Here is an 18,736-nt window from a genome sequence, read left to right as displayed (position 1 = left end):
GACCATGGCCGGATGAGAGCGGACGGCGAGCAGGACGGGCGGAGCGCCCTCGAGCGCCGCGTGCGCATGCGGCTCCTGGCCGAGGCCTCCGGCTTCGTGTCGGTCGCGGATCTCGCCGAGCGCCTGGGCGTCTCGGTCGTCACCGTGCGCTCGGACCTCGATCTCCTGACGGCGGAGGGCGCTCTGCAGCGGGTCAGGGGCGGAGCGATCCCGTCGGCTCCCCGAGCGGGCGAGCGCTCGCTCGAGGAGGGGCTCGCGTCGGCCGCCGAGGAGAAGGCGGCGATCGGCCGCGAGGCCGCCGCCTCCGTCTCCTCCGGCGAGAGCGTGATCCTCGACGTCGGCACGACTCCGCTCGCCATCGCCCACGCCCTGGTGGCGCGGGAGGAGCTCCGCGACGTCACGATCATCACCAACGGGCTCTCCACCGCCCTCGCGCTGGAGCCGGCGATCCCGAGATTCACCGTCGTGGTCACCGGCGGCACCCTGCGGCCCCTGCAGCACTCGCTCGTCGAACCCCTCGCCTCCGAGCTGCTCGAGCGGATCCGCGCCGACACGGCTTTCGTGGGCTGCACCGGCGTGCACCCGGACGCCGGGATCACGAACGTGAACCTGCCCGAGGCGACCCTCAAGCGACGCATGCTGGGCGCCGCCGCCCGCCGCGTCGTCGTGGCCGACTCGCGCAAGCTCGGCGTGATCGACCTCGGCCGCGTCGGCGGCGCCGCCGAGTTCGACCTCCTGCTCACCGGAGCGGCCGCCCCCGCGGGCGTCGTCGCCGAGCTCGAGGAGGCGGGGCTGGCCGTGACGCGCTGCGGCGGACCCGGCGGCGACGCCGGGCGCTCCCTCCCTCACGTCAGTCCGTAGGATTCAGGCATGGCCGACTTCACTCCCGCCCCCGCGACCGGGCGCCAGTTCGCGCTCGACCTCACCGCCGAGGGCCGCACCCTGCACGCCGTCGTCACGGAGGTGGCCGCAGCGCTGCGCCACCTCTCCGTCGACGGCGTCGAGATCACCGCCGGATACCCCGAGACGATCGTCCCGCCGTTCGGGTCGGGGACCGTGCTGGTCCCCTGGCCGAACCGCGTCCGGGACGGGAAGTGGCACCACGCCGGACGGACCCTCCAGCTCGACATCACCGAGCCCAAGTACCACAACGCCCTCCACGGGCTCCTGACCGCCACCTCCTACCGCCTCGTCGACCAGGGGCCCTCGTTCGTCGAGCTGGCCGCCCCGGTGGTCCCGCAGCGCGGTTGGCCGTTCCACCTCGAGACGAGCGTGCGCTACGAGCTGCAGGCCGACGGCCTGACTGTCGTGCACCGCGTGGTCAACGTCGGAGCGGAGGAGGCGCCGGTCGCGATCGGCACGCACCCCTTCCTGGCGATCGGCGACGTCCCCACCGACGAGCTCGAGCTCACCGTCGACGCGGCCGTGCACATCGAGGTCGACGAGCGTCTGAACCCCATCGGGCAGAGCCCCGTCGAGGGCACCGAGTGGGACCTCCGCCACGGCCGCCGCGTGGGCGATCTCGAGCTGGACGACGCGTGGGCCGACGTCAGCGTCGTCGACGGCGAGAGCGTGCACGGACTCCGCGCGCCCGACGGCCGCCGCGTGCTGCTCTGGGCCGATCCCTCGCACAACTACATCCAGGTGTTCATCACCCGGATCTTCCCCGAGGGCGACGATGTGAAGACCGCCGTCGCCGTCGAGCCGATGACGGCGCCGGCCGAGGCCCTCAACTCCGGACAGGGCCTGCGCTGGCTCGAGCCGGGCGAGGAGTGGACCGTCGCCTGGGGCATCCGGCACGAGGGGTTCCCCACCGCCTCATGACGGTGAGCACCTCGACGGGGCGCGACGACGCCGCCAAGCGCGCGGCGCTCGTCCGGATGAAGCGGATCGCGACCGGACTGCTGATCGCTATGGCGGTCGTCTTCGCGATCTCGTTCGCCCTGCAGGACCGCTACCCGTGGCTGCAGTGGGTCCGCGCGGCGAGCGAGGGCGGCATGGTCGGCGCCCTGGCCGACTGGTTCGCGGTGACGGCCCTGTTCCGCCGGCCCCTCGGGCTCCCCATCCCGCACACCGCCATCATCGCGACCAAGAAGGACGAGATCGGCACGAGCCTCGCCCAGTTCGTCGAGGAGAACTTCCTGCGCGGGGCGATCGTGCGCGAGAAGCTCGACTCGTTCGGCATCGCCCGGCGCGCCGGAGCCTGGCTCGCCGAGCCGGTGAACGCGCACCGCGTGGGCGACGAGAGCGCCGCCGCCGTCCGCGCGGCCATCGCGCTGCTCGACGACTCGCACGTGCAGGGCGTCATCGAGTCGCTCGCCCGCCGCCACCTGCTCGACCCGCAGTGGGGCCCGCCCCTGGGGAAGCTCGTCGGAGGCATCGTCGAGGCGGGTCACCACCGGCGCCTCGTCGACACGCTCGTCGAGCAGGCGGAGGCGTGGCTCGCCGCGAATCCGCAGAGCTTCACCCGCATGGTCAGCGGCAGACTGCCCGCGTGGCTGCCGTCGGGGGTCAGTCGGGCGATCGACGAGCGCCTGTACCACGAGGCCCTCGTCTTCGTGCACGCGGTGCGGGAGGAGCAGGGTCATCCGCTGCGCCGGGCGATCGACGGCTACCTCGAGACGCTGGCCGTCGACCTCGGCACCGACCCCGACCTCGTCGCCCGCGTCGAGGAGATCAAGAACCAGGCCTTCGACAGCCCTCGGGTGCGCGAGCTGGCGGGCGACGTCTGGGAGTCGACGAAGTCCTCGCTCCTGGGTGCGATGGACGATCCCGAGAGCCCGTTGCGCGCGAACCTCGAGTCGATCGTCGTCGATCTCGGCCGCCGGCTGTCCACCGACGAGCGCCTCGCGGGGACGGTCGACGCCTGGGTCGGCACGGTGGCGGCGAACCTCGTCGACCGCTACCGCGCGGACATCGCCAGCATCATCGGCGACACCATCCAGCGCTGGGACCCCCGCGAGACCTCCGACAAGCTGGAGCTGCAGGTGGGCAAGGACCTGCAGTTCATCCGGATCAACGGCACGGTCGTCGGCGCGCTCGCAGGCCTCGTGATCTTCACCGTCGCGCACGCCCTCCTCGGCTCCTGACCGGGCGGCGGTTCCTGGGAGAAGGGCGGCGTCCAGGGGAGCGGCGACCGCCACTCCGCAAGCCCTCGCCGGTGTCGGTGGTCGCGCGTACCGTCGCAGCATGAGCGACAACGACACCACCGGATCCGACATCAAGACCGAGGGCGACGTCCTCGGCGCCCGCGCCGACGACGGCAGCGACACCAGCGCCAGCAAGGACCCGTCCGACTGGGTGACCGGCGACGAGCCGATGACCGGTCCGCAGCGCAGCTACCTCGACACCCTCGCACGCGAGGCGGGCGAGACCCTGCCCGCCGATCTGACGAAGGCGCAGGCGTCCGAGCACATCGACCGCCTGCAGTCCTCGACTGGTCGCGGCGAGACCACGAACGGGCACGACTGAGTCGACCCCGACGCCGGAGGGGAGTCGTGCGGCGGTGAGCAATGGTGCCGCCGCGCGCCCCCGTGCGGGGTGCGTCGGGCCTCCTCCGCGCTCCCTAGGGTTCCGGCATGGCGATCTCTCGCACCACGCGGACGGCCCTCGATCTCATCGACGCGATCCGCGTTCCGGGAGCGATCGACCCTCGGCTGGCGAGACAGGTCGCGACCTCGCTCCGGCTCCTGCTCGAAGCGGGCACGTTCGGGCCGAGCGAGCGGGCGGTGCGCCGCCGATCGCGGCAGCTGCGCCGTCGTCCACTGATCCACTGACCCGCTCCTCCTGCACCCCTCCGGGTGCCGGCCGTCGATGCGCGTGTACGCGGGACGGGGGCAGACACGCGGCTCCGCGCGGATTAGAGTCGTGCCATCCGGTCCGCCGGACGCCCGCGGAGGAGCCCCCCGACGATCCCGTCGTCGGAGCGATGCGCCGCCGCCGTCCGCTCGCCACGGCGAGCGACCCGCCACTGCCGACGCACTGCGCCGACGCCGTCTCGATGAGGAGACCGTCATGTCGATCCGCTCCACCGTCCTCGCCCTCGCCTCCGTCGTCGCCCTCGCCGGCGCCGCGGCGGCTCCCGCCCTCGCCGACCACAACTCCGGCGCCAACCTCGACGACCACGCGTCGAGCGACATCTCGTCGAACGGCACCTGCTACTACGGTGCGCTGCTCGCCGGGGCCCCCGACCGCAACCTCCGCACCACGAGCTACCGCTTCGTCCGCAGCGGGAACTCGCTGACGCTGGTGTGCTCGTACACCGGCATCCCCTCGTTCATCCCGGAGGCCGAGAACGGCAACGGCGACTGGTACGCGCCGACGAAGCCCGTCCGCTTCGTCGCCGAGAGCGCGTGCCTGCCGCCCGGAGTCGATTCCGCGGGCGAGCTCTATCCCGACGATCCCGACCGCTCGGTCGACCGCGTCGACGCGAACACGCTCTGGTACCGCTCGACCATGACCATGGTCTGCTTCTGGCCGGACGACCCGACGCGGTGACCGACCGGAGGGGCGACCGGCCGGCCGCCCCTCCGCGCTCCGATCGTGATCGAAGCGCTCCCTCCGCACCACCCGCGTCCCTCCTCCGGGGGCGTAGGCTCCCGACAGGTGCTCCCACCGCCGTCGCACCGCCGCGACGACGGCAGGGTCCCCAGTGAGGACGACGATGTCTCAGCGGACCGCATCCCGCAGCTCTGTCAGCGTTCGGCTCGTCCGGTGGTACCGGACCGACGACGGCTGGCGCTCCCAGGTCGTGCACGGCCGGCTGCTCGAGCACCAGGCCGGCGTCTGGCGCCTGCTCGACGGCGACGAGCTGACGGAGTACCCCGACTCGATCTGGGCGCTCTGCCACGAGTAGGGCGCCGGATCAGTCCTGATCGCGGCTCAGCAGGGCCCACTCGTCGTACTCGTCGACGGCGTCCGACTGCTCCTCGGCCGCCACGTGCTCCACGCGGGGCGTCAGCGCGCGCGTGCGCTCCGCCAGGTCGGCCAGCGTCGCCGCGTCCGCATCCGGATCCTCCGGGGCGTCGTCCTCGACGAGGAGCAGCTGGCTCGCGGGGCCGATGAGCAGCTCGGCCTGCTCCCGTTCCCCCTCGAGCGAGGTGCCCGCGACCCGGACGGTGTCGGCGATGCCGCGCAGTCCGAGCTCGCGGGCGTAGGCGAGGATCTCGTGTGCCACGGCGTCCCCGACGAGGAGTGCACCACCGGCGTAGTGAAGGCGCTTCATGCCCTCCATGCTCGCTTCGGCTCCCGGCGCCCGCAGGGGGATTCCGTTCCTCCGCCGAGGTCGCTAGCACCCCGGACAAGGCCCCCACGATCGGGGGGCTGCCCCAGGACGGCGCGCCGTGTCCACCCCGACGGGCCGATCCGGCACCACTGGGAAAATCGATCCATGGGTCAGCTCATCTACGGTTCCTCCGACGTCTACGAGTTCGAGGACCGCGTGCTGGCCCACGTGCAGGCCGTCGTGGGTCGCAAGCTCCGCCGGCAGGAGACCTTCTACCTGAGCTGGGTGAAGCCCGTCGAGAGCGGATCCGGACGCGTCACCGTGTGGATCTCGCCCCACATCCCGCTGCAGTTCTACTTCGTCGGCGGCCGCCCGCCGCGCCTGAACGACCTGTGGCTCCGGGAGATGCTCGCGACGGCCCACGGGGACCGCGGCGTCGTGGTGACGCGCGAGCCCGAGTCGAGCGCCGTGCCGGAGCCGCCGAGACCGTAGCGACCGGCCGGTGGGCGGTGGCGGTCCCGCACGGCGGGGGAGGAGTGGGCCCCGTCGGGCTCGAACCGACGACCCGCGGATTAAAAGTGGCTGCACGGCCCCATCGCCCTGCTGAGCGGGAGTGAGTGCGACTACCTAATCGGCCGGTCAGCGACCGTTTCGCGATGAACGCGCCTGCGCAAGATCAAGCACGCGTGAGCCGGAATGAGTGGCCATGTGCCCCACGTCTGCCCCATGCTCCTCACGGACGGTTCCGATCTGCGGATCGACCAGCGATGCCAAGACCGCAGTCGAGTTCGCCTCGATCAGGTGGGCGTAGCGACGGGTGGTGAGCGGCGACACGTGCCCGAGCAGTAGGCCAACCTCCTCGAGAGGGATGCCGTCCTGGATCAGCCAAGATGCATAAGTGTGGCGACAGGCGTGGATGTTGAACGGAGCAACGCCCGCCCGCTTCGTCGCTGCGGACCAGACGCGATTCCTGAAGTTGTGATAGTCGAGAGGCACGTCACCGGCCGCGAATATGAACCCGGTGCGACGACCATCGACAAGCGGCTCGACCTCGCGCATGACCCACACCGGGACCGGCACCGTCCTGCGCCGCCGACCTTTCGGGTAGTCCTTCACGGCGTTATTCGCGTCGTCCCATGTCATCGACACCCGGTACATGCTGGTGGCCCTGTCGAGCTGCTCAACCCGGGCGCCGGCAGCCTCGCCCCAACGGAGCCCTGACCCGAGGAGAAACGCGACGATCGCGCGCTCGATGGACTGTGGAACGAACTCGGCGAGGAGTGCCCCGGCCTCATCACGTGCCAGGTAACGCTCGTTGGTGTTCTGAGGCATCGGCAGCTTAAGGCGGGCAGCGGGATTCGACAGGAGGATCTCGGCGTCTACCGCGCCGACGAACGACGCAGACAGGAGCGACAGGTACCGCTGAACAGTCGCGGGGGAGAGGCCGTCCGCCCGCATCTCACCGGCCCACTCCTTGACGTCGTGCCTGGTGATCGATCCGAGAGTTCGGTGACCCCACTTCGCTTCGAGCTTCTTCCGCCGTGACTCATCACGGAGCAGGGTCGAAGGCTCGACCGCACGAGTCGGCCACCATGCCGCACACCACTTCGACCAGGAGATCGACGAAGCGTTCGGGTCGCGCCAGTTCGGAAGCGCCGCGTCCTCTTCTGCACGGCTGGCTTCTAGGCGAGCACGGTCTTCGTGATCGAACGTTCCCGCGCTGCGCTTCTTGCCCTCAGGCGTCCGATAGACGCCTCGGAACCTTCCTGACGGAAGAGTCTCAGTCCAAGCCATCGAGCCGCGCTCCCCATCTACGATCTTCGGTATCATTACCGTTCTCGGCATCCCGTGGACGCCTGAGGAATCGATTACCTCGGAGCCTCGGCACCTTCCATTCTCCCGCATCTCCGGGGAAATAGCGCCTCGGCATTTCAATGACGAGGAATCCAGTCAGGATGTCGATGACGGCTTCTTTCGCATCTTCAATAGCTTCCGCTGACGACTCTTCGGAATCGATGATGTCGGCGCACGAGGCAATCCTGAGCATCGCGTCCCGCCTTCGATCCGACGTTGCCCTTATTCGGGTGGCAGCTTCTTCCATGAGTTCGGACGTCGAGTAGTCAGATAACTCGTGTAGACGAGGCATGCGGACGGGCGCATTGATGTCCGTCTCGTCGACGTAGTCCGCCGCAAACAAGGCGCCAACCGGGCTCTGCCCGTAAGCACGAGCGAAGGCCACCACCTGTCTCGGCTTCGGGTCGACAGTGCCCGATCGCCAGCGGCCCACGGTGGCCGCGTCGACCCCGACTTTGGCCGCGATTGTCGTGTTGAATTCGTCGCCGACGACCGAGTCGATGTACTGACTCCACTTGCTCTTCTCTGCTGACACGAGCGCCAGCGTACCCCAAACCTTGCACGTGTGCAATGAGTTTGCGGGGAATCTAGCGGCGGAGCAAGCCTCCGGTACGAGTAGGCCATTGCACGTCTGCAAGCCGCTTGCGTTGCGTTCGTGCAGGGTTCATAGTGGACGACATGCAACCGACGCACTCACCGTCCATCGCACGGGCGGCACTGGTTCTCAACAGGTCCACGCTCGACGCCCTCCGTCGAGCACACGGCATCGAATCTGAAGCCGAGTTGGCGCGCGTCATCGGCGTCGACTACACCACCCTCTATCGCGTCAGCGAAGGCAAGACCGTCCCCAGCAACGAGTTCATGGCCAAGGTCGCAGGAGCGTTCCCATCCGCCTCGCTGGACACGCTTTTCACCATCCGCCTTCCCGCGGAGGTGGCCGCGTAATGGAACGCCGGCTGACCGTACAAGAGGTTGCGGATGGCTCACGCCGTCATTTCCAGACCGTGCTCGTGGCCCTCCGAAATGGAGAGCTGCACGGGACTCAGAAGAAGAAGCGAGCGCACTGGTCGATCAAGGAATCCTGCGCCGAGGCGTGGGCTGACGGCGACAAGTGCATCCATCAGCAGAAGGTCACGGAACTAAGGCGGCGGCCTTGACACCAATGCCAACGACCAGCTCAACCGGACGCAAGACCAAACACGAAAGCCCCGTAGCTGGAACTACGAGGCGATCGAACACTCACGAAGGAGCACTTGAAATGACTACTCGAATCGTACCGCAGACCACCGACATCGCGCACTTCCCTGACGATGTCCGCCCGACCTTCGACATCCCCCTCGCCGCCATCGACAACAGCCTCGGCCGAGCGCTCACCAACCGCGACCCGATCTACGTGAGCCAGGGCGCCCGCGGCATCCTGACCTACTCGACCAGTTCGCCGGCTCCCGGTGTCGGCGAGCTCCTCGCTGAGACCGACTGGCTGGCCGGGGACGGTACGACCGGTCACTTTGTGGGCTGGTACGGCATCGACGAGCACTCACCTGACGGCATGGTCCGCCTCACGCTCCTCTCGAACGTCCGGTGCACCGTCTACTCCTGGTGCTCCGGGCACGACGCCATCGGCCTCGCCCAGAACGAGCCCGAACGCTTCCACAACGCGGACGACACCGCGCTCGCCGACTTCTCCGGCTTCGACGAGCGGGGGCGCGTCGTGCATGCCGTCGGCTCACGGGTCAAGGACAACGGCCTCGACCGTTACAGCCTCCACATCGACGTCGACCTCTGCCTCGGCAAGAAGGGGCTGCAGGACCTCGCCGTCACCCTGCTGACACTCTCGGCACGCGTCGAGCGCGAGGCTGACTCGATGGCGGCGGACCGATGAGCGCCGCGTTCGGACGGACCCTCAAGTCGCTTCGCGATCGCGCTGGCCTGACGGTCGCGCAGGCAGCCAATCGAGCCGACACCTCGGCCGGGTACCTGATCAAGCTCGAGGAGGGTGCGTTCCTGCCGACCAGCACCTACACGCGGCGGATCACTGCTGTCTACGCGGCGGCGATCGCCGCGCCTCCGGTCCGGTTCGACTACTGCCCGCCCTGGTGCATCGGCACCCACTACCCGACCGACGAGGCATCCGGCGAAGTGCATCACGAGGCCGGGGACATGCTTCCCGCCGACGTCGACGTGCAGTGCACGGTCTTCCGGTTCGACGACGTCGGGGCGACGGGCGTGGACGCGGGACCGACGTACGTGCAGCTCGGATTCATCTCCGGAGCCCCTTCCCTCGCTCAAGGTTCGGCCGAGACGCTGCGCGCCATGGCCCGTGAGCTCGAGGAAGCTGCCGAATCGATGGAGTCCCAGGAAGTGGCCGAGGGGACGGTCCTGCGGTGACCGCCCCATGGTGGACGCCCACACAGCCCCCGCCGCCGATCACTGCCGTCATCGCCCCGACCCTCGTCGGGGAGGAACTGCAGGTCTCGGTGGGGATCGAACAGACGCTCACCGTGACTCAGGCGCGATGCCTCGCTCGGCAGATCATCGCCGCCGCTGAGTGGGCAGCCGCCGAGAACACCAAGACCATCGACACCCTGCGCGGTGCCAGCCACACGAAGGCAGGAGCTACCGCATGACCGCCGCAACCGCGACCGCCACCGTCCGCCCGTCCATCAACCCCGAGCGCGCTGCCCTCCTCGACCTCATTGAACGGGCCGAGGCACGCATCATCGGCATCCGCAACGTCGTGGGAACCGCCTACGTCGCCAGCGGTGCGCCGACGCACAACACGTTCGCGGAGAGGGTCAGCAGCGCCGGAGGAGGACTCCTCGCGACCCACTACGCCGGGACCGTTCTCGGCATGGCTCGTAGTGCCCTGACGACCCACCCGGCCGGCTCGCTCGAGCCTCACCTCCTCGGGTTCGCGGAGTCGATCGCTCGCAGCGTGCTCGGCGAATACCGGGAGGCGAGCGCGCAGTGAGGATTCGAGCAACCAAGCCCGAGTTCTGGCGGTCGAAGACCATCGCAGCCCTCACATGGGAGACGCGGTTCGTCCTCAAGGGCCTCGAGTCGTACGTCGACGACAACGGCGTCGGCAAGGACGACATCGAGACGATTGCCAGCGACGTCTTCGGTCGCGACCTCGCCAGGAACCCTCGCGACACCCTCGCGAGGCTTACCGAAGCCATTTCCGTCCTCCACAAGCACGGTCTGATCGCTCGCTACTCGATCGAAGGCGAGGAATTGCTCTACATCGACAAGTGGAAGGACCTGCAGCGCATCGACAAGCCGGGCCGCGGACGTTTCCCCAGGCCAGACGGCACAAAGGAGTACGAGGAAGTCGTCAATACCGCTTCCTACAAGGGCATTCGCGACACCCTCGCGAGTCCTCCCGTGAAGGAAGCGCCTGTAACAGGGGAACAGGGGAACAGAGGAACAGGGGAACAGCCTTCTTCGTCCGACGCTGACGCGTCCGACGGGAAGGGTCTCGCTCCCGACGTGATCCGCCTCTGCGAACTCCTCGCGACCCTTGTGCGAGCCAACGGTCACAAGGTCGGGACGGTCGGCGCGACGTGGTGGCGGTCCTGCGAGCGCCTCATCCGCATCGACGGCTACAAGCCTGAGCAGATCGAGAACGTCATGAGGTGGGCGACCGAGAACGAGTTCTGGGCGGCGAACATCCGATCGATGCCAACCCTTCGCGACAAGTTCTCGACCCTCCGCATGAAAGCCATCGCGGAGTGGAAGGCCAACGGCGACACCGGTGCCAGCCGCCCGACCGCTGTCGAAGCGAACCTCGCCAACTTCAACGCCATCTACGGAGGTGACCCCAATGAACTCGAAGGAAGCGCACCAGCTCCTGATCCGGGCGTCCGCGATTGATTCGCGCCGCATCTCCGACCCCGTCGTCATCGCGTGGCAGGAAGTCCTCGCCGACGTCGCCTACGAGGACGCAGTCCGCGCACTCATCGAACACCGTCGGACGGCGCCGGCCGTGTACCTCGAGCCCGGCCACATCGTGCAGATCCTCCGCCGTGAGCGCGCCCGCGAAGTGGAGATCCGCGGACCTCACCCGGCGCCCCCGCCTGGGAAGCGCTGGGCGGCGGACATCATCGACGACGTCGATGCGATCGATGCCTACTCCGAGCCGCGGAAGGCGCTCTCGTGAGCCGCGCGCTGATCATCGCCCGCGAGCAGCGCGATCGAGCTGAGGCAGCTCGGGCAGACGCGGAACTGCAGCTCGCCAGTGTCACCCGTGATCGTGACCTCCTCATCGCCGCGTCCTTCCGCCTGGTAGGCGCCGCGAGCTCGGAGGTCACGCATGGCTGACGCGACCATGGCGCTCGTCGACGCACTCACCGCGCACGGCAAGACCGTGAAGGGGGCTGGACAGGACAAGTGGCTCGCTCAGTGCCCCGCGCACCCCGACGGCAACCCGAGCTTGTCGATCAAGCGCGGTCGCGGCCAGGTGCTCACGTTCTGCTTCGCCGGATGCACGGCCGACGCGATCGCCGCATCGCTTGGCTGGTCGATGTCCGACCTGTTCGATGACCCCAGGGGCATCAACTACGACTACAAGCACGCGGGCAAGACGGTTCGGACCGTGCACCGCACCCCCGAGAAGCGGTTCTACCAGCGGATCACCGACGACTCGGTCATTCCGCTCTACGAGCCGACCGGAATCGATCTCGCCGCGGCGCTCGCCGCGGGTAGGGACATCTACGTCACCGAAGGCGAGAAGGACGCCGACGTGCTCGCGACCGAGGGAGTCACGGCCGTCTCGGCTCCCATGGGCTCAAACTCATGGGCGCGCGCCGACTACACCGCCCTCACCGGCCGCAGCGACATCTACGTCGTTCAGGACAAGGACGAGGCGGGCCGGAATCGGGGACCCGGCCTGCGGGCGCTCCTCGCGGCGCTCACAACCGGCGAAGTCCGCATCGTCGAGGCCGCGGTGGGCAAAGACGCCGCGGACCACATCACGGCCGGTCGCGGGATCGCCGACTTCGTGCACGTCGACGCTCCCGTCCCCGAGAAGCCCGTCGACCCCGAGTTCGAAATGGCCGTCGAGGGCGAACGGCGTTACGCCGCAGTCAAGGCCGAAGCTCGCCGCCGCGACCTCGAAGAAGCTGCCGGGAAGGTCAGCGGCAAGCTGCACCCCAAGACCCTCGGCGAGATCCTCGACACCAAGGTCGTCCACGACTGGCTCGTCCCGGATCTCCTCGAGCGGGGCGACCGTCTCGTCATCACCGGAGGCGAAGGGTCCGGGAAGAGTCACCTCCTGCGGCAGATCGCGATCGCCATCTCGGCAGGCGTTCACCCCTTCGAGCAGCGCACGCTCATGCCGCCCCGGAAGGTGCTGGTCATCGACGCGGAGAACAGCGAGCAGCAGTGGGCTCGCGGTGCCCGCTACGTCACCTCGCACGTCAGCCGTCTCGGCAAGGGCGACCCGCGCTCGAGCGTGGTCGTCAGCGCAGGCATCCGCCCGGACCTGACGCTGCAGTCCGACGTCAACGAAGTGCACGCCCTCCTCGACAAGCACAAGCCCGACCTGCTCTACATCGGGCCGCTATACAAGCTGGTGCCGAAAGGGCTCGAATCGAACGACGACGCCGCGCAGATGATCCTCACGCTCGACTCCTTCCGAGAACGGGGTATCTGCCTACTCATGGAGGCGCACGCCGGCCACGCCAAGTCGCTCGGCGGCGACAGGGATCTACGACCCCGCGGTGCCTCCGCACTCATGGGGTGGCCCGAATTCGGATTCGGCCTTCGACCGGTCGAAGGCGACGAAAGCCTCGCCATCGTCGTCAAGTGGCGCGGCGACCGCGAACAGCGAGATTGGCCCACCCACCTCAGACGCGGGACAGACGGCGAACTGCCGTGGATGCCCGCCTACATGCCTCACCTCTAGGAGAACCGTCATGACCACCTCCCAGCCGGAACTCATCAACCCGACCGCCCTGCCCTGCGTGAACGGCTGCGCCCGCCGCGGCACCGAGAAGGACGACCAGCCCGAGATCCTCAGCGCGCTCCACGGCCGCTTCTGCGACCGCTGCTTCCACTCCACCCGCGCCGGCCTCCGCCTCGCCCCCACGCTCGCCGGGCACATCGCCAACCTCATCGGCACCCCTGCCAGCTCCGACGAGTCCGAGATCTCCGTCCAACAGGAAGCGCCCCTCCCGTTCAACACCTCCGCCTTCGACGACGTCAACGGCATCTACGAAGAGCTCGTGCGCTTCGCCGGACTCTTCGCCGTCAGACTCAAGGTCACGAAGCCGCCCGTCGCCCTCAACGCCTGGCGCACCCCGACCGGACGAGTGAAGGGCTTTACCGCCGGCGTCTCGTCCTGGTCCGCCCAGCGCGAGACGGCCTTCATCGCCCGGTGGCTCGACGACCACCTCGAAGCGATCTTCAGCTCGGCCTTCACCGACGAGTACGTCGACGTCATCGACTACTTCATCGGCGAAGCCCGCTACTTCCGCTCCCTCGACCGCAAGTGGCCCCGACAGATGACCGCCGCATGGTCACGCATGCCCCACACCGACGGCGTCACCTGCTGCTGGCCCCGCCGCATCGCCATCTTCCCCGCCGAGACCGAAGGCGGCACTCGCACAATCCGCTGCGACGGATGCGGACACATCTGGACCGAAGACGAGTACTCCGCTGCCGTCCTCGCGTACAACGAGGAGCAGCAGATCCTCCGCCGGCCCGGGCGAGTGCGTGACCACCTGATCCGGAAGTACGTGACTCCGCTCGGAGCGGAGGCGTCATGAGCACGCTCGAGTACCAGTTCCTCGCGGTGAGCACGAGGCTCGGCACCGGGACCGCAGTCGCGGCCCTCGCGGAGTGGCTCATCCTCGACGATCCGACAGCCCAACTCGAGAACATGCTCGCCGTGCGAACGAGTGGGCGTCGCTTCACCGCCTCGACCCTCAAGCAAGAACACATCGGAGCCCGCGTCAGCTTCGCGCGCATCGGTGACGCAGGAGCGAATGTGCGCATCGCCGGGACGCTGAAGCGCATCGCTCCCGCGGTCAGAGCGAACGGAATGCCCGGCTACAGGCTTTTCGTCCGCGGCGAGCTCCACGGACCACTCGCGCCGCACCACGAAGTGATCGTCGAGCCTTCGCGCGCCAAACTGACTCCCAGGCGATTCGATCGTCGCGCTACCGAATTGCTTTACGAAGCGGTGCCCAGAGTGTAGGATGTCATCAGACATAGAAGTGCATCACTGATGGCACACGAAACCCGCTCGGCGTTGACTGGTTCGGCGCGCTGGGCCAAACGCCTCCGAGCCGTAACCGGTTCGTCACTCCGTCTAGTCTTGACGCGTGATCGATAACGAGATGAGGCGGTCGCGCGGTGAAGCCGCACTCGCCTGGATGAGCGAGAACTGGACTCAGTCGAAAAATTGTCCGATTTGCGGGACGAACGACTGGGAAGTCGGTCCTGTCGTTGAGATGCGCGAATTTCAAGACGGCGGGATGTTCCTCGGAGCGCCTCTGGTGCCGGTCTTCACGGTGCAATGCACAAAGTGTGGCTACGTCATGTTGATCAACGCCCTTGTAAGTGGCGTTGTGACGCAACCTGAGGAAGCTACGGATAATGAGTAGTGAGCTATCAATCTCATTGCCCACCGAACGCATTCTAGTAAGAGCAGAGGGGGAAGCTCACTTCCCTATGCGCATCCGAGACTGGCAACGCCTCCGAAAGAAGGTGGAGCTATTGCAGGCAAGGCGCCGCGATATTTCAGCTTTCGGGTGGACGGCCGTGGGCCTGGTGCTCAGCGCCGCGCTCACTCTTTTTCCCTGGCTTCCGGCCTGGCGAGCTCTCCCCGAGGATCAGCAACTCGAATTTGCGTGGGTGACGCCAGCCATCATCGTTGCCGGCGTTGCTGGGATCATCCTCGCGATCATCTCCTTCATCTTCGCCCACCTGTTCGCGAATGCTGAGAGGCAGACGGCAAAAGAACTCGGTGACGACATGGACTCTGTCTACAAGATTCCAGAAACCCATCAGTGACGGAACACCTCAGGACGAGCCGCACACACCGGGTCAAAGTGCGGCCCGACTGAGCGCCACACAGACCGGTGCGGAATCCGCACCCCAACCCCGCGGGCATGAAAATGATGGCGGGACACAACCGGCGCACACGATGCGCCAAGTCCCACGGTCAGGCGCTTACAGGCCTGACCGTGGAGGTATTCGCGCTCGTAGCCACTGGCTGCACAGGCGCGGAACCGACCGTCGATAAGAACTCCCAGGGAGTTCTCGCTCCGGCGTAGACGGTCGCACTCGAAGCGGGGTGCTCATGCCAGCGCCTGTTCAAGGCGCACCCGGAGATCCGGTAGTTGCCATGTGCCTCGGCCGTCGACACAGCAGCAGCCACAGCGACGCGAGCACGAGGCAACCCTCTCCCTAATCGGCTGCATCGCTCTGCCAGGATGAGCGCATGCTCACCGGAACCTGCGCCTTCTGCGCCAACGCGACCCACTTCACGGCACGAGCTGCTCGTATCTTCTCTCAGCAGGCCGTTCAGGGCGGGTACCACTTCCAGCTTGAGGTAGTCGCGACATGCGACGCCTGTGGGAGGTTCAACGCAGCCGCGGGCCTGTCTGCGAGAGAGTCATACACGCAGGCGCCCGGCACGATCTTCACTGGCGGCGAGGCCATTCAAAGGGGCGAATCAATGGAAATAGAGTCCTGGTCGCCTCCGGCTCTCCTCAAAGCGGATACCGAGTTCCTCCCTGAAGGCGTCTCCGGGTACGTGCAGGAAGCGCACGACGCTATGAGCCTCGGTGCCCACCGCGCGGTCCTGCTTCTCGTCCGAAGTGTGATCGAAGCGACGGCGCGCGAAAAGGGCATCGAAAACGGATCTCTCGTGCAGAAGATCAATGTTCTGCACAGCGATGGTCACCTCCGCACCGGAACGAAGGACATGGCACATGTTCTACGCATCCTCGGCAACGACATGGCACACGGAGAAATTGCCGACGTCCCGACGAGAGAGGATGCCCGAGATGCGCTTACCGTCATGCGATTCGTGCTCGACGACGTGTACGTAGCGGATGCTAGGCGCATAGACATGCTCGAGCGCAGGCGGCCTTCGGAGTAGCGCAGCCCTCGCCACGCGATGATCATCATCTTCGGTTGCAGATGACCATGATCATGTGTTCGGAGCGCGCATTGACGACTAACCCGCGATACGCCAACGGCCACCGCCGCCGAGAGCTGCGCAAGCGCCTGCTCGCAGCCGGCGCACACTGCGCATGGCCCGCATGCCCATGGCCCGGCGACTGGCTCAATGCAGACGCAGCCAAGCAGCGGCACCAGCACGACGACACCTTCCCCGAGGTTGACGAGGTCCAGCACACTAGCCGAGGCGGCGACCCACTCTCACGCGAGAACACGCGGCTTCTTCATCGCTGGTGCAATAACCGACGGTCGAACAAGCCCGATCCCGAACCCCAAGCACCACGCCCGCCGATCATCGCATCGAGCGGATGGGGACCAGCACGAGGAGCGTGACAATGGCAGCCATGCGTTCACTCACGCACACCATCCTCGTCCGCGTCGGCACAGGCGAACCCGTCGAGCTCGGAACCGTGGACATCCCGCTCAGCTACGGCCCGACCACCGACGGGACCGTGCAACTCAACGCAGACATGCGCTCATACCGCCGCGGCCTCCGACGCCTCCTTTGGGCATGGTTCATCACCGAAGCGATCCCACGACCACGCACCCCTCGACGACGCCGACCGACAGGGCACCACCTCCCTCCCCAGGAGGAGGGGGCGACCCCGGAGGAGTAGCGCCGATATCTCCCCGTCGAAAAAAACCGTTTGGAGGCCCTGATGTCGTGGACTCCTCGTGTTGTCGACCCTGACGAGAAGGCGGAACCTCCGATCGCGGAGACGATGGCCGCTGCGACTGCATTGGATCGTCGTGCCTTCTTGGTGCGTGCTCGGAAGCAGATCGCGGATGTGATCGATGAGGGCGTACCGGCTCATGCGCTAGCCCGCCTGATCACGGAGATGGATCGTCTCGACGTCGAGGTGCGCCGCATGGATGCGTCCGCGAAGCAGGAGCGGGAGCGCAAGGAGGGGCGGCAGAGTGAACGCCGATCCTTCGACCAGACCGCTATCTGAGGTTGCCCGTCACGTCGTGATCCCCGAGGGCATCGTCGACACGGTCTGGTACGAGGTCGAGGAGCGGTGCCGCGAGTGGGGCGACCAGTTCGATGCGTGGCAGGACGGTCTTGGGCAATTGACTCTTGGGCTGCGGGCTGACGGCAAGTACGCGTGCACGGTCGGCGGCGTGACGTTCTCCATACCCCGGCAAGTGGCGAAAACTTTCATCGTCGGCCGCATGGTTTTCGCTCTGTCCACGATTTTCCCGGAGACGACGGCGCTGTGGACGGCTCACCGGTCGCAGACGGCGTCGATGACGTTTCAAAAGCTCGCCGCGTACGCCCGCAAGCCCGCGGTGCAGCCGTACCTTGCCGTGAACCGTTCGGATGGACTGCGGTCGACGAACGGTCAGCAGGAGATCGAGTTCCGGAACGGGTCCCGCATCCTGTTCGGCGCGCGGGAGCAGGGCTTTGGTCGCGGCTTCGACGAGGTCGACATCGAGGTTTTCGACGAGGCGCAGATCCTCACGGAGAAGGCGCTCGAGGACATGGTCCCCGCGGCGAATCAGTCGCGTAACCCGCATGGCGGTCTGCTTATCTTCATGGGCACCCCTCCTCGCCCGGTCGATCCCGGTGAGGCATTCAAGGCCCGCCGTCGCAAGGCGCTCGCGATCGCTGGCGACAGCGGTGACGTCGTGTCGGTCGGCGGCAACAGCCTGTACATCGAGACTTCCGCAGACCCGAACGTCGGCAAGCCTGGCGGTCCAAAGCTTGACGACAAGGAACAGATCGCTAAGGCGAACCCGTCGTACCCGCATCGCACCCCGCAGGAGTCGATCGACCGGATGCGCGAGAACCTGCCGTCGGATGACGCGTGGTTGCGCGAGGCGCTTGGCCGCTGGGATGACGAGTCGGAAGGCTCACGACTGATCCCGGCCGGGCTCTGGTCGAAGCGCGGGGTGGAGACAGCACCGCAGGGCATCGCCTCCTACGGTGTCGCGTTCTCGCAAGACGGGTCCAGGGTGTCCCTCGCCGGGTGCCGCAAGCACTCGTCCGGCTTCCACGTCGAGCTCATCGATTCTCAGACCGGTCCCGTCGAGCTGGGTATCGGCACTCTCGCGGACTGGCTGGCGGAGTGCTGGCGAGACACCGCCGTCATCGTGATCTCCGGTGCGGCCGGCGCGAACGTGCTGCAGCAGGCTCTCCGCGACCGTGGCGTACCTCAGCGGGTGATCCACGTCGCTTCCACCCAGAACTACACGACTGCCTGCGCGATGACGTGGGAGGCCGTGAAGGGCGGTACCTTGTCGCATCTCGACTCGGAAGGTCAAACAGTTCTCGACGAGTCAGTGGCGGTGTGCGACATGAAGAAGCGAAATGCGTCTGGCGCGTGGGGCTGGGAAGCCACCACGCCGGACGGTGATGAGACGCCGATCGAGTCGGTCAGCCTTGCCCTGTTCGGGTCGAGGACGAGCAAGCGCGTACCCGGACGAAAGGCGGAGCTCCTGTGATCGCTGTCGCCCCGTACGCCCCTG

At 67.4% G+C, this 18,736-nt stretch carries 27 protein-coding genes; 24 read left to right on the top strand and 3 right to left on the bottom strand.

The genetic code is table 11. The features are described from left to right. The first annotated feature begins 12 nt into the window (after nt 1-12). The 7 genes from NB037_RS03270 (at nt 13) to NB037_RS03240 (ending at nt 4,855) form a co-directional block, all read left to right on the top strand. Nucleotides 13-861, top strand: a complete 849-nt coding sequence (locus NB037_RS03270; protein ID WP_251943612.1) for a DeoR/GlpR family DNA-binding transcription regulator — start codon at nt 13-15, stop codon at nt 859-861. Between the two features lie 9 nt (nt 862-870). After that, complete coding sequence (locus NB037_RS03265) at nt 871-1,824, top strand: aldose 1-epimerase family protein (RefSeq protein ID WP_251943610.1); 954 nt, start codon at nt 871-873, stop codon at nt 1,822-1,824. Continuing rightward, nucleotides 1,821-3,089, top strand: coding sequence for a DUF445 domain-containing protein (locus NB037_RS03260; protein WP_251943608.1), 1,269 nt, complete (start codon nt 1,821-1,823; stop codon nt 3,087-3,089). Before NB037_RS03265 ends, NB037_RS03260 begins: the two co-directional genes overlap by 4 nt. A 100-nt stretch (nt 3,090-3,189) precedes the next feature. After that, nucleotides 3,190-3,471: a DUF3072 domain-containing protein gene (locus NB037_RS03255; RefSeq protein ID WP_251943606.1), complete on the top strand. Its 282-nt coding sequence runs from the start codon at nt 3,190-3,192 to the stop codon at nt 3,469-3,471. Between the two features lie 107 nt (nt 3,472-3,578). Continuing rightward, the gene (locus NB037_RS03250; RefSeq protein WP_251943604.1) at nt 3,579-3,776 is read left to right on the top strand and encodes a hypothetical protein; all 198 of its coding nucleotides are present in this window, start codon (nt 3,579-3,581) and stop codon (nt 3,774-3,776) included. Nucleotides 3,777-4,014: 238 nt separating this feature from the next. Continuing rightward, nucleotides 4,015-4,497, top strand: a complete 483-nt coding sequence (locus NB037_RS03245; protein ID WP_251943603.1) for a hypothetical protein — start codon at nt 4,015-4,017, stop codon at nt 4,495-4,497. Between the two features lie 166 nt (nt 4,498-4,663). After that, entirely contained in the window at nt 4,664-4,855 is a 192-nt protein-coding gene (locus NB037_RS03240) for a hypothetical protein (protein ID WP_251943601.1), read from the top strand. 9 nt (nt 4,856-4,864) lie between these two features. Here NB037_RS03240 and NB037_RS03235 read toward each other — a convergent pair whose 3' ends face one another. Continuing rightward, nucleotides 4,865-5,224 carry a hypothetical protein gene (locus tag NB037_RS03235; protein WP_251943599.1) on the bottom strand — a complete coding sequence of 120 codons (360 nt, stop codon included), beginning with the start codon at nt 5,222-5,224 and terminating at the stop codon, nt 4,865-4,867. A gap of 165 nt (nt 5,225-5,389) precedes the next feature. On the opposite strand from NB037_RS03235, the gene NB037_RS03230 reads away from it, so the two are divergent. After that, nucleotides 5,390-5,716, top strand: coding sequence for a DUF7882 family protein (locus NB037_RS03230; protein WP_251943597.1), 327 nt, complete (start codon nt 5,390-5,392; stop codon nt 5,714-5,716). 147 nt (nt 5,717-5,863) lie between these two features. Here NB037_RS03230 and NB037_RS03225 read toward each other — a convergent pair whose 3' ends face one another. Both NB037_RS03225 and NB037_RS03220 read right to left on the bottom strand, forming a co-directional pair. Continuing rightward, entirely contained in the window at nt 5,864-7,054 is a 1,191-nt protein-coding gene (locus tag NB037_RS03225; protein ID WP_251943596.1) for a tyrosine-type recombinase/integrase, read from the bottom strand. Continuing rightward, a complete protein-coding gene (locus NB037_RS03220; RefSeq protein WP_251943594.1) occupies nt 7,005-7,613 on the bottom strand; it encodes a helix-turn-helix domain-containing protein in 609 nt (202 codons plus the stop codon). The genes NB037_RS03225 and NB037_RS03220 overlap by 50 nt, the downstream gene beginning before the upstream one ends. Nucleotides 7,614-7,747: 134 nt before the next feature. On the opposite strand from NB037_RS03220, the gene NB037_RS03215 reads away from it, so the two are divergent. The 16 genes from NB037_RS03215 to NB037_RS03140 all read left to right on the top strand — a co-directional run bounded on the left by NB037_RS03215 (nt 7,748) and on the right by NB037_RS03140 (nt 18,712). Then, complete coding sequence (locus NB037_RS03215; RefSeq protein ID WP_372490686.1) at nt 7,748-8,023, top strand: hypothetical protein; 276 nt, start codon at nt 7,748-7,750, stop codon at nt 8,021-8,023. A gap of 313 nt (nt 8,024-8,336) precedes the next feature. Next, on the top strand, nt 8,337-8,960 hold the full coding sequence (locus NB037_RS03210; RefSeq protein WP_251943592.1) for a hypothetical protein: 624 nt from the start codon (nt 8,337-8,339) through the stop codon (nt 8,958-8,960). Then, a complete protein-coding gene (locus tag NB037_RS03205) occupies nt 8,957-9,466 on the top strand; it encodes a helix-turn-helix domain-containing protein (RefSeq protein ID WP_251943590.1) in 510 nt (169 codons plus the stop codon). The genes NB037_RS03210 and NB037_RS03205 overlap by 4 nt, the downstream gene beginning before the upstream one ends. Continuing rightward, nucleotides 9,463-9,705, top strand: a complete 243-nt coding sequence (locus tag NB037_RS03200) for a hypothetical protein (RefSeq protein WP_251943588.1) — start codon at nt 9,463-9,465, stop codon at nt 9,703-9,705. Before NB037_RS03205 ends, NB037_RS03200 begins: the two co-directional genes overlap by 4 nt. After that, nucleotides 9,702-10,049, top strand: coding sequence for a hypothetical protein (locus NB037_RS03195; RefSeq protein ID WP_251943587.1), 348 nt, complete (start codon nt 9,702-9,704; stop codon nt 10,047-10,049). The genes NB037_RS03200 and NB037_RS03195 overlap by 4 nt, the downstream gene beginning before the upstream one ends. Next, nucleotides 10,046-10,951 (top strand): phage replication protein O, encoded by a 906-nt coding sequence (locus tag NB037_RS03190; protein WP_251943585.1) that lies wholly within the window; start codon nt 10,046-10,048, stop codon nt 10,949-10,951. Before NB037_RS03195 ends, NB037_RS03190 begins: the two co-directional genes overlap by 4 nt. Continuing rightward, entirely contained in the window at nt 10,902-11,237 is a 336-nt protein-coding gene (locus NB037_RS03185) for a hypothetical protein (RefSeq protein ID WP_251943583.1), read from the top strand. The genes NB037_RS03190 and NB037_RS03185 overlap by 50 nt, the downstream gene beginning before the upstream one ends. Beyond that, nucleotides 11,234-11,398, top strand: a complete 165-nt coding sequence (locus NB037_RS03180; RefSeq protein WP_251943581.1) for a hypothetical protein — start codon at nt 11,234-11,236, stop codon at nt 11,396-11,398. The genes NB037_RS03185 and NB037_RS03180 overlap by 4 nt, the downstream gene beginning before the upstream one ends. Beyond that, nucleotides 11,391-12,983: an AAA family ATPase gene (locus NB037_RS03175; protein ID WP_251943579.1), complete on the top strand. Its 1,593-nt coding sequence runs from the start codon at nt 11,391-11,393 to the stop codon at nt 12,981-12,983. The genes NB037_RS03180 and NB037_RS03175 overlap by 8 nt, the downstream gene beginning before the upstream one ends. Before the next feature lie 10 nt (nt 12,984-12,993). Further along, complete coding sequence (locus NB037_RS03170) at nt 12,994-13,845, top strand: hypothetical protein (protein WP_251943577.1); 852 nt, start codon at nt 12,994-12,996, stop codon at nt 13,843-13,845. Beyond that, on the top strand, nt 13,842-14,276 hold the full coding sequence (locus NB037_RS03165) for a hypothetical protein (RefSeq protein ID WP_251943575.1): 435 nt from the start codon (nt 13,842-13,844) through the stop codon (nt 14,274-14,276). The genes NB037_RS03170 and NB037_RS03165 overlap by 4 nt, the downstream gene beginning before the upstream one ends. A 127-nt stretch (nt 14,277-14,403) precedes the next feature. Continuing rightward, a complete protein-coding gene (locus tag NB037_RS03160; RefSeq protein WP_251943574.1) occupies nt 14,404-14,685 on the top strand; it encodes a zinc ribbon domain-containing protein in 282 nt (93 codons plus the stop codon). A gap of 67 nt (nt 14,686-14,752) precedes the next feature. Further along, on the top strand, nt 14,753-15,094 hold the full coding sequence (locus NB037_RS03155) for an Asp23/Gls24 family envelope stress response protein (RefSeq protein WP_251943572.1): 342 nt from the start codon (nt 14,753-14,755) through the stop codon (nt 15,092-15,094). Between the two features lie 430 nt (nt 15,095-15,524). Beyond that, complete coding sequence (locus NB037_RS03150; RefSeq protein WP_251943570.1) at nt 15,525-16,187, top strand: DUF4145 domain-containing protein; 663 nt, start codon at nt 15,525-15,527, stop codon at nt 16,185-16,187. Between the two features lie 739 nt (nt 16,188-16,926). Continuing rightward, on the top strand, nt 16,927-17,220 hold the full coding sequence (locus NB037_RS03145) for a hypothetical protein (protein WP_251943568.1): 294 nt from the start codon (nt 16,927-16,929) through the stop codon (nt 17,218-17,220). Continuing rightward, a complete protein-coding gene (locus tag NB037_RS03140; protein ID WP_251943566.1) occupies nt 17,186-18,712 on the top strand; it encodes a hypothetical protein in 1,527 nt (508 codons plus the stop codon). The genes NB037_RS03145 and NB037_RS03140 overlap by 35 nt, the downstream gene beginning before the upstream one ends. The last annotated feature ends 24 nt before the right edge of the window (nt 18,713-18,736 follow it).

The organism is Rathayibacter rubneri (assembly GCF_023743255.1).
GTDB classification, from domain to species: domain Bacteria; phylum Actinomycetota; class Actinomycetes; order Actinomycetales; family Microbacteriaceae; genus Rathayibacter; species Rathayibacter rubneri.
Note: the sequence above shows the minus strand (reverse complement) of the source record. Positions and strands in the feature narration are given on the sequence as shown.

Excerpts from the sequence above, each read along its gene's own strand:
- NB037_RS03195 (WP_251943587.1), top strand. The coding sequence starts at position 9,702 with ATGACCGCCGCAACCGCGACCGCCACCGTCCGCCCGTCCATCAACCCC.
- NB037_RS03225 (WP_251943596.1), bottom strand. The coding sequence starts at position 7,054 with ATGATACCGAAGATCGTAGATGGGGAGCGCGGCTCGATGGCTTGGACT.
- NB037_RS03175 (WP_251943579.1), top strand. The coding sequence starts at position 11,391 with ATGGCTGACGCGACCATGGCGCTCGTCGACGCACTCACCGCGCACGGC.
- NB037_RS03245 (WP_251943603.1), top strand. The coding sequence starts at position 4,015 with ATGTCGATCCGCTCCACCGTCCTCGCCCTCGCCTCCGTCGTCGCCCTC.
- NB037_RS03155 (WP_251943572.1), top strand. The coding sequence starts at position 14,753 with ATGCGCATCCGAGACTGGCAACGCCTCCGAAAGAAGGTGGAGCTATTG.
- NB037_RS03205 (WP_251943590.1), top strand. The coding sequence starts at position 8,957 with ATGAGCGCCGCGTTCGGACGGACCCTCAAGTCGCTTCGCGATCGCGCT.
- NB037_RS03145 (WP_251943568.1), top strand. The coding sequence starts at position 16,927 with ATGTCGTGGACTCCTCGTGTTGTCGACCCTGACGAGAAGGCGGAACCT.
- NB037_RS03210 (WP_251943592.1), top strand. The coding sequence starts at position 8,337 with ATGACTACTCGAATCGTACCGCAGACCACCGACATCGCGCACTTCCCT.
- NB037_RS03165 (WP_251943575.1), top strand. The coding sequence starts at position 13,842 with ATGAGCACGCTCGAGTACCAGTTCCTCGCGGTGAGCACGAGGCTCGGC.
- NB037_RS03240 (WP_251943601.1), top strand. The coding sequence starts at position 4,664 with ATGTCTCAGCGGACCGCATCCCGCAGCTCTGTCAGCGTTCGGCTCGTC.
- NB037_RS03230 (WP_251943597.1), top strand. The coding sequence starts at position 5,390 with ATGGGTCAGCTCATCTACGGTTCCTCCGACGTCTACGAGTTCGAGGAC.
- NB037_RS03235 (WP_251943599.1), bottom strand. The coding sequence starts at position 5,224 with ATGAAGCGCCTTCACTACGCCGGTGGTGCACTCCTCGTCGGGGACGCC.
- NB037_RS03150 (WP_251943570.1), top strand. The coding sequence starts at position 15,525 with ATGCTCACCGGAACCTGCGCCTTCTGCGCCAACGCGACCCACTTCACG.
- NB037_RS03260 (WP_251943608.1), top strand. The coding sequence starts at position 1,821 with ATGACGGTGAGCACCTCGACGGGGCGCGACGACGCCGCCAAGCGCGCG.
- NB037_RS03250 (WP_251943604.1), top strand. The coding sequence starts at position 3,579 with ATGGCGATCTCTCGCACCACGCGGACGGCCCTCGATCTCATCGACGCG.
- NB037_RS03170 (WP_251943577.1), top strand. The coding sequence starts at position 12,994 with ATGACCACCTCCCAGCCGGAACTCATCAACCCGACCGCCCTGCCCTGC.
- NB037_RS03185 (WP_251943583.1), top strand. The coding sequence starts at position 10,902 with ATGAACTCGAAGGAAGCGCACCAGCTCCTGATCCGGGCGTCCGCGATT.
- NB037_RS03265 (WP_251943610.1), top strand. The coding sequence starts at position 871 with ATGGCCGACTTCACTCCCGCCCCCGCGACCGGGCGCCAGTTCGCGCTC.
- NB037_RS03255 (WP_251943606.1), top strand. The coding sequence starts at position 3,190 with ATGAGCGACAACGACACCACCGGATCCGACATCAAGACCGAGGGCGAC.
- NB037_RS03270 (WP_251943612.1), top strand. The coding sequence starts at position 13 with ATGAGAGCGGACGGCGAGCAGGACGGGCGGAGCGCCCTCGAGCGCCGC.